The 13,756-nt window shown below is 65.1% G+C and carries 14 protein-coding genes; 8 read left to right on the top strand and 6 right to left on the bottom strand.

The features are described from left to right. Positions 1–4: 4 nt before the first annotated feature. From MSG_RS10105 to MSG_RS10080, 6 genes are read right to left on the bottom strand one after another with little or no spacing between them, the layout of a single operon-like run. Complete coding sequence (locus MSG_RS10105) at positions 5–1,135, bottom strand: ABC transporter ATP-binding protein (RefSeq protein ID WP_373421206.1); 1,131 nt, start codon at positions 1,133–1,135, stop codon at positions 5–7. 3 nt (positions 1,136–1,138) lie between these two features. Beyond that, on the bottom strand, positions 1,139–1,960 hold the full coding sequence (locus tag MSG_RS10100) for an ABC transporter permease (RefSeq protein WP_096439286.1): 822 nt from the start codon (positions 1,958–1,960) through the stop codon (positions 1,139–1,141). Continuing rightward, positions 1,957–2,850 carry an ABC transporter permease gene (locus MSG_RS10095; protein ID WP_096439285.1) on the bottom strand — a complete coding sequence of 298 codons (894 nt, stop codon included), beginning with the start codon at positions 2,848–2,850 and terminating at the stop codon, positions 1,957–1,959. Before MSG_RS10095 ends, MSG_RS10100 begins: the two co-directional genes overlap by 4 nt. Then, positions 2,847–3,965 carry an extracellular solute-binding protein gene (locus tag MSG_RS10090; protein WP_096439283.1) on the bottom strand — a complete coding sequence of 373 codons (1,119 nt, stop codon included), beginning with the start codon at positions 3,963–3,965 and terminating at the stop codon, positions 2,847–2,849. The genes MSG_RS10095 and MSG_RS10090 overlap by 4 nt, the downstream gene beginning before the upstream one ends. Beyond that, the gene (locus tag MSG_RS10085) at positions 3,962–4,606 is read right to left on the bottom strand and encodes a TetR/AcrR family transcriptional regulator (RefSeq protein WP_096444302.1); all 645 of its coding nucleotides are present in this window, start codon (positions 4,604–4,606) and stop codon (positions 3,962–3,964) included. Before MSG_RS10085 ends, MSG_RS10090 begins: the two co-directional genes overlap by 4 nt. A 2-nt stretch (positions 4,607–4,608) precedes the next feature. Continuing rightward, positions 4,609–5,787, bottom strand: a complete 1,179-nt coding sequence (locus tag MSG_RS10080) for an aromatic ring-hydroxylating oxygenase subunit alpha (RefSeq protein ID WP_096439281.1) — start codon at positions 5,785–5,787, stop codon at positions 4,609–4,611. Positions 5,788–5,997: 210 nt separating this feature from the next. Here MSG_RS10080 and MSG_RS10075 point away from each other — a divergent pair, with 210 nt between their 5' ends. The 8 genes from MSG_RS10075 to MSG_RS10040 all read left to right on the top strand — a co-directional run bounded on the left by MSG_RS10075 (position 5,998) and on the right by MSG_RS10040 (position 13,754). Further along, positions 5,998–6,390: a hypothetical protein gene (locus MSG_RS10075; protein WP_096439279.1), complete on the top strand. Its 393-nt coding sequence runs from the start codon at positions 5,998–6,000 to the stop codon at positions 6,388–6,390. Next, entirely contained in the window at positions 6,387–6,578 is a 192-nt protein-coding gene (locus MSG_RS10070; protein WP_096439277.1) for a ferredoxin, read from the top strand. The genes MSG_RS10075 and MSG_RS10070 overlap by 4 nt, the downstream gene beginning before the upstream one ends. Next, entirely contained in the window at positions 6,575–8,626 is a 2,052-nt protein-coding gene (locus MSG_RS10065) for an acetate--CoA ligase family protein (protein ID WP_096439275.1), read from the top strand. Before MSG_RS10070 ends, MSG_RS10065 begins: the two co-directional genes overlap by 4 nt. Before the next feature lie 9 nt (positions 8,627–8,635). After that, the gene (locus MSG_RS10060; protein WP_096439273.1) at positions 8,636–9,805 is read left to right on the top strand and encodes an acyl-CoA dehydrogenase family protein; all 1,170 of its coding nucleotides are present in this window, start codon (positions 8,636–8,638) and stop codon (positions 9,803–9,805) included. Next, positions 9,806–10,630 (top strand): SDR family oxidoreductase, encoded by an 825-nt coding sequence (locus MSG_RS10055; protein ID WP_096439270.1) that lies wholly within the window; start codon positions 9,806–9,808, stop codon positions 10,628–10,630. Then, positions 10,631–11,830: an acyl-CoA dehydrogenase family protein gene (locus MSG_RS10050; protein WP_096439268.1), complete on the top strand. Its 1,200-nt coding sequence runs from the start codon at positions 10,631–10,633 to the stop codon at positions 11,828–11,830. A 66-nt stretch (positions 11,831–11,896) separates the two neighbouring features. After that, positions 11,897–12,640, top strand: coding sequence for an enoyl-CoA hydratase/isomerase family protein (locus MSG_RS10045; protein WP_232011208.1), 744 nt, complete (start codon positions 11,897–11,899; stop codon positions 12,638–12,640). A gap of 43 nt (positions 12,641–12,683) precedes the next feature. Further along, positions 12,684–13,754: a PPE family protein gene (locus MSG_RS10040; protein WP_105886897.1), complete on the top strand. Its 1,071-nt coding sequence runs from the start codon at positions 12,684–12,686 to the stop codon at positions 13,752–13,754. The last annotated feature ends 2 nt before the right edge of the window (positions 13,755–13,756 follow it).

Raw genomic sequence — 13,756 nt, 5'->3', positions numbered from 1 at the left:
CAGCTCATAGTGCGAGGCAGTGCTCGGGGTGCCAACCGATTCGGACCCGTTCACCGTCGGCCCATCGTTCCTCGGTGCGCGCCGAGTCCAGGTTCTGTTCCAGCACCGAAAGCTCAACTCCCGGTGCGACTTCGAACAGGTAGGTCGTGGTGGCTCCCGCGTAGACGGTGGCTTTGAGGATGGCGTCGGTCTGCACCATGTCCGGGGTGAGGTCGGACAGCCAGATCTTCTCCGGACGCACGGCGATCGATACCTCGTCGCCCACCACACAGCCGTCGAGCGGACCGGTGCGTAGCGATGCTCCTCCGGGCAGCGTGAGACCGGTGCCCACGTATCGCCCGGTCATCAGGTTGGCGGTGCCGATGAACTCCGCGACACAACGGTTGGCGGGTCGCTCATAGATGTCCTCGGGGGTGCCACATTGCTGGATGGCGCCGGCGCTCATCACCGCGATGCGGTCCGACATCGTCAGGGCCTCCTCCTGGTCGTGCGTGACGAACACGAAGGTGATGCCGACCTCACGCTGGATGCGTTTGAGTTCCACCTGCATCGTCTTGCGCAGCTTGAGATCCAGCGCGGCAAACGGCTCGTCGAGCAACAACACCGAGGGACGGTTGACCAGTGCCCTGGCCAGCGCGACACGCTGGCGTTGACCTCCGGACAGCGCGTTCGGTTTGTCTTTGTCCCGGCCGGTAAGCCGCACCATTTCGAGCATCTCACCGACGCGCCGGGTTATCTCGGGCTTGGCGACCTTGCGGCGGCGTAACCCGAATGCGACGTTGTCCCAGATGGAGAGGTGGTCGAAGAGTGCGTAGCTCTGGAAAACCGTGTTGGTGTCCCGGCGATTCGGTGGCAGATGGGTGACCACGTTGCCGTGCAACAAGACCTGGCCGGACGTGGGATCGACAAAGCCCCCGATCATCCACAGCGTGGTGGTCTTACCGCAGCCGGAAGGCCCGAGCAGCGAACAGAATTCACCCGCCGCGATGTCGATACTCAGGTCCCGCACCACGGTGCTGTCACCGTACGACTTCGAGATGTTTCGCAGTGAGACCGCGGCGATGGTCGGCACGGGGGGCAGCGCCTGCGACTCACCGACCACGCACGAGCTCAAATCTCCTATGGCGGTAGCCAATTCTCATCCTCCTAACAAGTTGAGGCCGTTGCCGCGCCTACCGAAGAATCGCGGGACGAGTAGGGCGATCCCGATCAGAGCCAGCGAGGCGACCAGCATCAGCGTGCCGACGGCGTTGATGGACGGCTGGATTCCAAACCGGATCGCGGAGTAGATACGCACCGACAGCGGTTGAGGGTCGACACCGCTGGTGAAGAATGCCAGCACGAAGTCATCGAAGACCAGGGTGAAAATCAGGATCAGGGCCGACATGATGGCCGGCAACATCATCGGTAGCGTCACCAAGCGAAGCGACTGTAGCCGCGTGGCACCAAGGTCCATTGCGGCAGCCTCGACCTCCGGATTCAGCTCCGCGACACGGGCGCGCAGGATCACCGTCACATAGGAGATCGAAAACGTAGCCTCGGCGAGGATCAGGGTTGTCAATGACGGCTGCAACCCAACACCTTTGAACAGCATCAGCGATGCGACACCTGTGACGATCTCCGGGGTGATCAGTGGGATCAGCATGATCGCGTTGGCCGCGCTGCCCAGCTTCGAGCGCGCCCGGACAAGGCCGAAGGCCAGCGGGACGCCGATCGCGACCGAACCGATCATCGCCGCGACCGCCACGACGACACTCGTATTCAGGGATTGGATTAGCGCGCTGTCGTGGAAGAACGCCTCATACCAACGAAGTGACCAGCCGTCGAACACGGTGAGCGACTTCTTGTTGTTGAAGGAGAACAGGACCACCGCGATGATCGGCAGGTAGAGCAACACGAAGAACAGCGCCGTGACCGCAATGGCGAAGCGTGGCTTGCGATTGATACCTGAGCCCCTCATCGGCGTGCCGCCTTGGCATCGCGCGCCGTCTGGCGCAGGTAGCCGAGCATGCAGATCAGCAACAGCGTCATCAACGCCATAGTCAGTGCGGCCCCACCGGGCCAGTTCTGGCCGGCAAAGAACTGGTTCTGGATGAGGTTGCCGATCATCAGGTTGTCGGGTCCACCCAGCAACTGCGCGCTGATGAAATCCCCCATCGCGGGCAGGAATACGAGTGCGAGGCCCGCGTACGCGCCCGATCTCGACATGGGCACGGTCACGGACAAGAAGGTACGTAACGACGTTCCGTAGAGGTCGCGCCCCGCCTGGATCAGTGCGCCGTCCATGCGTTCCAGCGAGGCGTAGATCGGCAGGATCATGAAGACGACATAGCCGTAGACCAGGCCACCGATCACCGCCGCGGAGGTATTGAGGATCTGGAAGTCCGCCGAGACGCCCAGCGTGCGCAGCCAGGTCATCACTATTCCCTCGTCGGACAGCAGCGTCTGCCAGCCGTACATGCGCACCAGGTAGTTAGCGAAGAACGGCACCACGAGCAGTGCTACCAGAGCGTTCTTGTAACGCCCGCCGTGCCGCGCGATCGCGTAGGCGACCGGATAGGCGATCAGCAGGCAGATCACCGCCGCGACAACGGCATACACCAAACTGCGCACGGCCACCCGAAAATAGGTCGGGGTGAAGACGCGCACGATGTTCTCGAGTGTGCTGCCGAAGCGTGGGTTGCCGAGTGCGTCGGTGGTTCCGAAACTCAGCGCGATGAGCAAAAAGAGCGCGAAGACGAAGAACGCCGACATCCACAGCGTGCCGGGCACCAACATCCACGTCCACATGCGTTCGCCGCGGGCGCGCCGCGGCGCCGGGGCGACGGCCTGAACCGTTGTGGTGGTCATCCGCCGACCGTCAGTTCCGTGTAGGCGGCGTCACGAGCCTGGGTCTTGGCCACAGTGTTGTTGGCGTAGAAAAGATTACGCGACAGGTCCTCGATGGTGACGGCACACGACGGGAATGCCGCGACGATCTGAGCGTAGGTGTCCTCGGTCCCGTGAACCGGCATCGGATATCCGATGTGATCGATGTTCTTCCGCACATTCTCGGGGCGCAGCATGTAGTCGATGAAGAGCAACGCGGTGCCCGGGTGGCGGGCGTTGACCGGGATGGCGTAGGCATCGGTGTTGATCGGCGCACCCTCTTTCGGCGCTTCGAATCCATAGATCGACGGGTCCGGCGCTTGTCGCAGCAGCGCGGCGATGTCTCCACTCCAGGTCTGGTGCATCCAGGCGTCACCGGAGAGCAGGTTGTTGTAGTCGTCGCTGGATAAGCCGCGCAGGTAGGGGCGCAGGCCGCGAAACTTCCTGACCATCGCCGCAAGTTGACGGTCCGCCGCGGTATTGAGGTCGTACCCGAGCAACAGCGCCAGCATGCCGAGCACTTCGTTGCGGTCGGCCAGCACGAACGTGTGTCCCTTCGAGGCCTCGTTCCACAGGTCCGACCAGCTGCCGGGCAGCGTTTCGCCGAGTTTATCTTTCCGCCAAGCGATTCCGGTCTTGTACATCGTGAACGGAATGGAGTGCGCCGAATGCCGGTCGTACCACGGATCTCGGAAATAGGAGTAATGGTCGAAGATCAGCGAGGCGTTCTTCAGCGTCGACGGGTCGATGACGCGTAACTGATTGGCAGCGACCATCTTCTGCACCCACTGTGCCGAGGGAAAGATGATGTCGTAGCAGTTTCCCGCGGAGAGCTTGGCCTGCATACTTTCCATCGAGTCGAAATTCGACTGAATCACCTTGACGCCGTACTCCCGCGCAAACCCCTCGAACACAGTGGGATGCACGTAGTCCGCCCAGTTGAAGTACACAAGATCGCCGTCAATCCGCGGCTTGACGGGCTCGGTCGCGACCGCCTGCAGCTTGGGCGTCAGGTAGGCGCAACCGGGCGAAGCAAGAAGGGCCGCGACGCCGGCGCTGCCGGCGAGGAATCTGCGGCGATCGATACGGGTGCTCATCGCCAACCGTCGTTGGGGAATTCGCCGGCGATCCCCAGCAACCCACCGGCCTGTTCCCAGATCGCCGCATGAGCAAGCTCAACCGTCAGCGAAGGGTTCTCGAGCATCAACTGTCCGCCGTAGCCGTCACACAACGCGCTGATCAGCCGGGCGTGTGCCCCGATGTCACACAGATTGAACTCCCCTGACGCCACGCCGTCGGCGAGGGTTTCGGCGATCCAGTCTTGTTGTGCGCGGTCCAGTTCGATGGCCAGAGCGCGCGACTCCGGGTCGCGAAGCGCTCGACACCACAACTCCTGGTACATGGCCCACTCTCTGCGCAATGCCTCGGTACTCGGCAGCGAAGCGGAGATGATGCGCGCCAGACGTTCCGTCGCGCTGTCGCTTTCGGAGTCCGCCTGGTAGACGTCTCGACCCGTATTCTCGAAGGAATACCGCAGCGCTTCGGCGAAGAGCTTCTCCCGGTTGTCGAAGTGGTAGTGCAGAGCCGCCGTGGATACCCCGGCCCGCTCGGCGACCATCCGCATCCGAATGCTTTCGAATCCCTCTTCGCTGATTATTGCGCACGCGGCAGATAGGATCGCTTCCCTGGTCTCGGCAGCGATTTCGGCTCTGCTGCGCCTGCCGACCTCGGACGCCATCATTATTTGCGACCGGTTTCCGCATCCAGGTCGCCCAGGTCGGCACGAATGCGACTCGCGAACCAGGAGACGCCCCGCTCACGCGTGGACAGTGGTCCCGGCTGAAAGTCGGTGTTGCCCATACCGATCTGCATCCGCTGCACAAGATCTTCGTCCTCACGCGTGGTGATCGCGCTGATGTAAAAGTTGAGCCGTTGCGCGACGCGGGTGCGCGTGTCGCAGTTCGACCGTCGTAGGTAGGCGCCGGGAACGTCGACCCGATCGACACCGCGCGGGTTCATCTTCCAGACGAGCACGTGGTCGGGATACAGGTCGATCATCGTGTTCGGGTAGATCGCGATGTAGCGAAACACACGGCGGTCTTCCTCCAGCAGCCCGGGCATCGGGCGTACCACTCCCTGGTACAGCCGCTCGGCCCAGTTGTCAGAAGCCTTGTCGCGCAACGGAGCATCGTAAACGGCATAGAGATCGGCGGTCTGAACCGAATAGCGCTTGTAATCGAGCAGTCGCATCAGACCCGGGTGCGCGACCGGGACGTGGTAGCCCTCCAGGTAGTTGTCGACGGCCACCTTCCAGTTCGACTCCTGCGCCTCTTCCGGCTTGTTGACGTGGACGCGCGCCTTGCCGAACGTCTCCATCGTGCCGCCCAGGTAGCGCTCCAGCAGAGGGCGGACGCCGGCCAACTGCGCTCCAAGCGGCTCGGCGGCGAGGTCGAGATTGACGAAGATCAGTCCGCAGAACACCTCGGCCCGGGCACCGAACAGCGACAGTTTCGACTTGTCCAGACACGGGATCGTGCGGTTCTCCGGCGCCCCGACGAGCTTGCCGTCGAGGTGATACGTCCACCCGTGATATGGACAGCGCAGCGCTTTGCTCTCACCCGGCTCCGCGACCAGGCGCGTACCGCGGTGCCGACAGGTGTTGAGGTGTGCGCGGATGTCGCCGTCCTCGGTGCGGACGACCACCACCTCTTTGCGCCCCACCGAGCCGACGATGCGCGACCCCGGGTTCGGCAGGTCCGTCACGTGTCCCACCAATTGCCAGGTGCGGTCGAAGATCCGTGTCTGCTCGAGATCGGCGATCCGCGGATCGGTGTAGTAGCGCGAATCCAGCCCCGGCTCCAGCGGCTTGACGTCGCCTTTTACCGGGCGTGGTCTGGCCTTGACGGATGTCTCGTTCATGTCTTCGCGCCTCCTGGCACTTGTCTACTTCCTGTAAACCTTTTCTACCTAAAGTGAAAATTTTACTAGCTGACTAACTGATTAGTTTGATAAGTTGACCAGTGCTACACATCACATGTCAAGGGGGAAACGGATCTGAAACACACCGACATGTATCCGAAACACGGGCGCTCCGCAGGGGCGGCCAGGACTCGATCGACACAGGAGGTCATGGTGAAGAGGCAGCTTCGGCGCGCAACGGCCTGGCTGGGACTCACGCCCGATCCGGAACAGTCTCTGCCCGAGCTTCTCGCCCGCCTGGAGGGCGGATCAGCCCTGCCCGAAGAGCAAGACCGGGTCACCAGGCTGATCCTGCGTGGCACCGGGAGACGCTGGTTGCGCTACCTCGACCGCGCCACTCAGCTTGCTCTCAATGCCGTCGACGGGCGCGCCGGAGACCCCGCGACGGCCCTCGCCGTCGCTCAAGTCGTGCTCCATCACGACCAGATGTTGATCGGGTTACCTGGCGACGCGTACCGCCGCACGAGCGACCGTCGAAAACTCCTCGCCGCTGCCATCCCCGCGCTCGAGGCGCTTGCTGATAACCGAAGGAGAATGTCATGAAACTGATTGTCGATACGGACGCCTGTCAGGGGTACGGCCTCTGCCAAGCAGCCGCGCCAGCACTTCTGGATCTGGATGACGACGGCTACGCCCGGCTAATCGGCGACAGCGTGCCCACATCCGAGGATGACCATGCCCACGACGCGGTCAACGCTTGCCCGGCGCGGGCCTTGCGGGTGCGCGCATGAGCCGGGATCTGCGGAGCCTGTTCGACCCGGCGTCGATCGCCGTCGTCGGTGCCAGCACCGATCCGGCCAAGTGGGGCAATGCCGTTGCGCTGCAGGCGCTTCGCGGCGCGGATCGACACCGAGTGCAGCTGGTCAACAGAAGTGGCGGAGAAATCCTCGGGCAACCGACCGTCACATCGGTCGCCGAACTGGACGGGCCCATCGACCTGGCCGTCATCGCGGTGCCCGCGGCCGGATTCGAGGAAGCCGTCGATGGCGTACTGGCCAAGGGCGCGCGTGCCATCGTCGCGATCACCGCCGGCCTGGGCGAGGCCGGCGAAACAGGACGGGCACGCGAGGATGCTCTGATTGCGCGTGTCCGAGCGGCAGGCGCGGTGCTGGTGGGCCCCAATTGCCTTGGCCTCGTCGACAACACGACCGCGACATATCTGTCGTCGAATCAATTCGCGCCGGGTGACATCGCGCTGCTGAGCCAGAGCGGCAACCTGGCCATCGAACTCGATCGGCTGTTCACCGCCCGGGGACTGGGGATCTCGCGGTTCGTCTCGCTGGGCAACCAGGCCGACGTCAACCTCGTCGAGTTGATCGACGCGTGCGCGGCCCACCCCCGGACTGCGGCGATCGCCGTGTACATCGAGGACTTCCGGGACGGTCGAGGGTTCGTCGAGGCGACCGCGGCCGCGGTCGCCTCGGGTACGCCGGTGGTGGTGCTGGCCGCGGGCGCGAGCACCGCCGCTGCCCGCGGCGCCCAGTCGCACACCGGTTCTCTCACCAGTGATTCGGCGGTGATCGCCGCGGCATGCGAGGTGGCGGGGGCCATCCCGGTGCGCACCCCCCGCGAACTCGCCGATGTGCTGTGCGCGCTGCGGCAACGGGCGGTCCCGCGGGGGCGCCGGGTCGCGATCCTGACCGATGGCGGCGGGCACGGCGTCATCGCCTGTGACGTGGCCGAGGCCGCCGGACTCGACGTTCCCGCCCTCGAAGAGCACACCCAGGCTCGACTCCGCGACGCGCTGTGGGCGCAGTCTCACGTCGGCAACCCGGTCGACCTGGCCGGCGCCGGCGAGATGGATCCGGACAGCTATGCGCGGGCGTACGCGGTACTGCAGGCCTGCAACGAGGTCGACGGGATCCTGATGACCGGGTACTTCGGCGGCTATTCGAGCGGCGAGGACGGCCTCACGGGTCTCGGGCCCGCCGAGTGTGCCGCCGCCAAACAGATCGCCGCCGATGCGGTCGGCGCCAAACCGACGGCGGTGCAGTCGATCTTCCCCGAGGCACCAGCGACCCGGATCCTGCGCGACGGCGGCGTGCCCGTCTTCGGCGCGATCGCGGATGCCGCCATGGCGCTGGCCGCCGTAACCGGACAGGCATCGACGGCCACCCTGCTCGACCTGCCGGCACCGGCGCCGCCCGTGGCCGCCACCGACTACATGGCGTCGCGGCGTGCCTTCGCGGCCGCCGGAATCGAATTCGTCGCGGCCCGCGAGATTCGCACCTTCGACGAGTTGAGTGCCGCCGCCGACGAACTGCGCCCGCCCTACGTCCTCAAGGCGTTGGGACTGCTGCACAAGTCGGATGCGGGCGGTGTGCTGGTAGGCCTGGCGTCGCGCGAAGACCTGTTCGACGCGCACGCCCGCCTTTGCGCGAAGCTGCGCCCCCCATCGTTCTCGGTCGAAGAGATGGCGGATCTGGCAAGTGGAATCGAGCTGATCGTCGGAGTCCGTTGGGATTCCCGCTTCGGGCCGACCGTCTTGGTCGGAATGGGCGGCACCGCGACCGAGGTGCTGCGCGATGTACAGGTGGCGCTCGCGCCGATCGACGAGGCCGCGGCGACGCGCATGATCGAGCGGTTGCGCACCGCACCACTGCTCTACGGACATCGTGGCAAGCCGGCAGTCGACGTCGCGGCCGCCGCCGCGACCATCACCCGTTTCAGCCGATATGCCGCGGCTCATCCCGAGATTGCCGAACTCGAGATCAACCCGTTGTTGGTCACCGCGTCCGGAGCAACGGCTCTGGACGCCCGAATCGTCTTACACCACTAGGAGATTGCGATGGACTTTACCTACACCGCCGCCCAACAAGAACTGAAGGCGCGTGCGGCCGCGTATGCCCAACTGCTGATGGGCTACGAGAACGAGGCCGAGCAGGCCGGCGGCCCACTTCCGCCGGAAACGGTCGACAAGCTGACCCAGGCCGCGATGGACGCCGGGATGTACGGCATCAACATGCCGGTCGAATGGGGCGGAGCGGGGCTCACGCTGCTCGAACAGGTGATCGTCGAGGAGGAATTCGGCAAGGTCACGAACTGCCTGTGGGACATCCCCTGGCGGCCTTCCAACGTGCTGGCGCTGGCCTCGCCCGAGCAGCGGGAGCGCTACCTGCTGCCCATCCTGCGCGGGGAACGCTTCGACGCCTTCGCCACGACCGAACCCGACGCCGGATCCGACGCCGGCGCGATCGCGACCACGGCAACTCCGGTCGACGGTGGCTGGCTGCTCAACGGCGAGAAGTGGTTCGTCACCTGCGGCGATATCGCGGACTTCCTGCTAGTGCAGGCAAATGTGCTGCCCGACAACGAATCCACCCTGTTCTTCGTCGAGAAGAACACCGAGGGCGTCCGCATGAGCCGGGTGCCGCACTTCATGCACTCCGCCGTCAACGGCCACCCCGAGTTCATCTTCGAGAACGCCTTTGTGCCTGCCGATGCCATCCTCGGCGAGATCGGACAGGGCTTCGAGCTCACCAAGGACTGGTTCACCGACGAACGCCTGATGATCGCCGCACGAACCGTCGGGGTGGCCGAGCGCGCACTGAAACTCGCCCGCGATTGGGCCACCCAGCGCAAGCAGTTCGGAACACCGATCAGCGACTTCCAGATGATCCAGTCGATGCTCGCGGACTGCGCCGTCGACATCGCCGTCAACCGCGCCTACACCCACCAGGTGGCCTGGGAGGCCGACCACGGGGTGGACCGAAAGACATTGCACGCCAAGGCATCCATCGCGAAGCTCTCGGCCAGCGAAGCCGCGGGCCGGGTAGTCGATCGCTGCCTTCAGATCTTCGGTGGCCGCGGCTACGACCGGGCTTACCCGATCGAGCGGATGTACCGCGAGGTGCGCGTCGACCGAATCTGGGAGGGCACCTCGGAAATCCAGCGGGTGATCATCGCGAACGAACTCATCAAGCGCGGCACCGCGTTTCTCGATCTGCCGGTCGCCTAGATGAGTCGGGTACTGCGATCCGACGCGCACCGCGGGGCGGTCGCGCTGGTCACCGGCGGCGGCACCGGAATCGGCCGGGCCGTCGCCCTCGACCTGGCGCGGTGCGGCGCCGACGTGGTGATCGCCGGGCGCCGGCCGGAGCCGCTGCAGAAGACGGCCGCCGAAATCGAATCCCTTGGTACACAGGCCTTGGCGGTTGCCACCGATGTCCGGGACGACGAACAGGTTCAGCGTTTGGTCGATCGCTGCCTCGAACGGTTCGGCCGGATCGACATCCTGGTCAACAACGCGGGCGGTCAGTTCAGCGCCCCCGCCGAGCAGATCACGGTCAAGGGCTGGCGCGCCGTGCACCGCGTCACGGTCGACGCGGCATGGGCGGTGACGCGCGAAGTCGCGGTGCGCACGATGATCCCACAGCGGTCGGGCGCGATCTTCTTCCTGGCGTTCTCACCCCGACGCGGCATCGCGACGATGGTGCATGCCAGTGCCGCCCGCGCCGCCCTGGAGAACTTGGCGGCGGGACTCTCCCTGGAATGGAGCCGATTCGGGATTCGGACCGTCTGCATCGCGCCTGGCACGATCGCGACCGACGGCGTGCGGCGCAACTACTCCCCCGACGACCGTGCCAACTGGGAAGCCGCGGTACCACTGCGCCGATTCGGCACGCCGGAAGAAGTCTCCGAAGTGATCGCATTTCTCGCGTCACCGTCGGGGAGCTATGTCACCGGCACGACTGTCGTCATCGACGGCGGTGCCGATGCGTTGGGCGCCGGACAACCGGCACCCGAACTGGATAAACAATGTAGTGAAAGGATCTATTGTTAAATGGAATTCGCATACACCGCACGGTTAGCCGAGCTCAAAGGCCGCGCCCGTGCCCTCACCGAGAAGATCATGCCCTTCGAGGACGAGTGCGAACGCAACAACGGACTGTCGACCGAGTCGCATGCCTCGATCAAGGCCGCCGTGCTGGGCTCGGGCCTACAGGCGATCAACACGGCAACCGAGTTCGGCGGGGCCGGGCTCAGTGTGCTGGAACAGGTCGTGGTGCAAGACGAACTCGGCAAGCTGACGAACGCACTGTGGGACACGGTGTGGCGGCCGGCCAACCCGCTTGCGCACGCCTCCGCGGCGCAACGCGAGCGGTACCTGATCCCGAGCGCGCGCGGTGAGCGCCGTGACGCGGTTGCCATCTCGGAAGCCGCTGCTGGATCGGATTTCTCGGCCGCCAAGACCACCGCGATGCCGGACGGCGACGGCGGCTACGTAATCAACGGCGAAAAGTGGTTCGTCACCGTCGGAGACGTCGCCGACTATCTGATCGTGCTCGCCTACGTCGAGCCGGAACACGCTCCGACCATGTTCCTGGTGGACGTCGCCACACCGGGGGTGGCCATCACCAATGTCCCGCGCTACACCCACACATTCGTCTACGAGCACCCCGAATTCAGCTTCACCGACGTGCGAGTCGGGGCGGATGCGGTGCTCGGCGGCGTCGGCGCCGGGCTGGAATTGACCCGGGACTGGTTCACCGAGGAGCGATTGATGATTGGCGCGCGGACCATCGGCGCCGCCGAACGCGCACTGACACACGCCGTCGACTGGGCACGCGAACGAGTGCAGGGCGGCCAGCCGCTGATCAACCGGCAGCTCATTGCGGGCATGATCGCCGACTCGGTCGTCGACATCACCACCAACCGGGCGCTAACCCACCAGGTCGCCTGGGAATTCGATCAAGCCGATCTGAGTGATCCCGACCAACGAAAGACATTGCACGCCAAGGCCGCAACGGTAAAACTCGCCGCGTCCGAGGCATCGAACCGGGTGGCGGATCGCGCCGTACAGATCTTCGGCGGCCGCGGCTATATCCGCGACTATCCGGTCGAGCGGCTGTGGCGTGAGCTGCGGGTCGACCGGATTTGGGAAGGCACCTCGGAGATTCAACGCCTCGTCATCGCGAACGAGACCAGCAAGCGCGGGCTGGAAAAGCTGCTGTCTTTCCGCGCATCATCTGATGTGCAGTGATACCGCGCTGCAGATTGTGTCGCAAATCATATACGGTTAGCCTAACCATATATTATGGTAAGGAACGTGTCTGATGACTTCGTTGGGACTGTTGATGTTTCGTCCCACGACGACGTTGCGGTGATCATGCTGCGACGGGAGCGCAAACTCAATGCGCTCTCGTCGCACATGGAATCCGAATTGCTGCGTGCGCTGAGCAGTCCGGAAGTCAAATCCAGCCGAGCCGTCGTCGTTACGGGCGGCGACACCGTGTTCTCGGCGGGTGCCGACCTCACCGAACTGCGGCTGATGACCACGCGCGACATCGTCGAGTACTACCGCGGCTCGGGCCGAGTCTACGAGGAATTCGCGATGCTCCCGCAACCGACGGTGGCCGCGATCACCGGTTACTGCCTAGGTGGCGGACTCGAATTGGCGCTGGCGGCCGACCTGCGAATCGCCGACGCCGCAGCGGTTTTCGGCCTTCCGGAGATTGGCATCGGAATCCTGCCCTCCTCGGGCGGGCTCACCCGGATCGTTCGGGCCGTGGGTGCGGGGCGCGCAAGCGACCTGGTGCTGCGCGGCCGACGCCTCACCACCCGGCAGGCGGAGCAGTGGGGCATCGTCACCGAGATCAGCCCGCCCGGCTGCCATGTGCAGTGCGCGATCGGCATTGCGCGCACCCTGGCCGCCCACTCTCCACTCGCACTGCAGATCACCAAACGGGTGCTGAGCGTGAGCTTCGATGCGCCGAAGGAAGCAGCCCTATTGCTCGAGCAGCTCTCCTATGCGGTTCTCAACGACGCGGGCGCAATCGTAAACAGTCCGTGAGAATTCGCGTGCCAGCCGAGACCCCATGTCCAGAGGAGTGAGCGTGACAGGCCCAATAGATTTCGCATTACGGCCGCCCGAGATCAACTCCGCACTGATGTATGCCGGAGATGGTTCGGGCTCGATGCTCGCCGCGGCATCGGCATGGCGAAGTCTCGCCGCGGAACTGCATCATTGCGCGGCGGCGTTTGACTCGACGATGACCGCGCTGGTCGACGAGCAATGGCACGGCCCGGTGTCGGCATCGCCGGCGGCCACTGCCGCGGCGCGCTATACGACGTGGCTGCGGACCACCGCCGCCTGGGCCGACCGCACCGCCATGCGGGCCGACGCGGCCGCGGCCGCCTACGAAGCCGCCTTCGCCGCGACCGTCCCACCGGCAGTGGTCGCCGCTAACCGCAGCGAGTTGGCTTACCTGGTGGCGACCAACTTGCTCGGGCAGAACACCCCGGCAATCATGGCCACCCAGGCGCAGTACATGGAGATGTGGGCTCAGGACGCCGATGCGATGACCAGCTACGCGGCCGCGTCGATGGCCGCCGCGCGGCTGACTCCCGCTGCCGCACCACCCGAGGTCGTCCACCCGGGCTTGACGGACGACCCGCCCACGCCGCCGTGGCAGCCGCCGGAATGGTGGACGGACTTGATCAACAACTGGGGACCGAACTCCAACTTGGTGAACTCCATTGCCACCGTGGTCGCCGGGTTCACCCTGCCCACCACGTATGCGGGCTTGGGTGCCGGCGGTGACGCCGCGGCCGCAGCCGGGGACGGTGCCGCGGCCGCGGCGGACGGTGCGGCGGCGGCAAGCGCCGACATCGGCGCGATCGCCGGCGAGCTGGCACGAGCGACCGGTTTCGGAGCCGTCACGTCCGGCGCCGGCAACGCCACCCTGATCGGCAAGTTGGCGGTACCGCAGAGCTGGACCACGGCGTCAGAAATCACCCGCGTCTCATCGGCGATTGGCACACCTATGGTTTCGCAAGGGCAAGCAGCCGCACCCGGTATGCCCGGAATGCCGATGGCAAACATGAGTAGCCGAGCCATCGGACGTCACGCCCCGCAATACGGCTTTCGCCCCCAGATCATTACGCGGCCACCCTCCGCAGGCTAAAA

Source organism: Mycobacterium shigaense (assembly GCF_002356315.1).
Taxonomy (GTDB): domain Bacteria; phylum Actinomycetota; class Actinomycetes; order Mycobacteriales; family Mycobacteriaceae; genus Mycobacterium; species Mycobacterium shigaense.
This window is presented reverse-complemented; position numbering and strand designations above follow the sequence as displayed.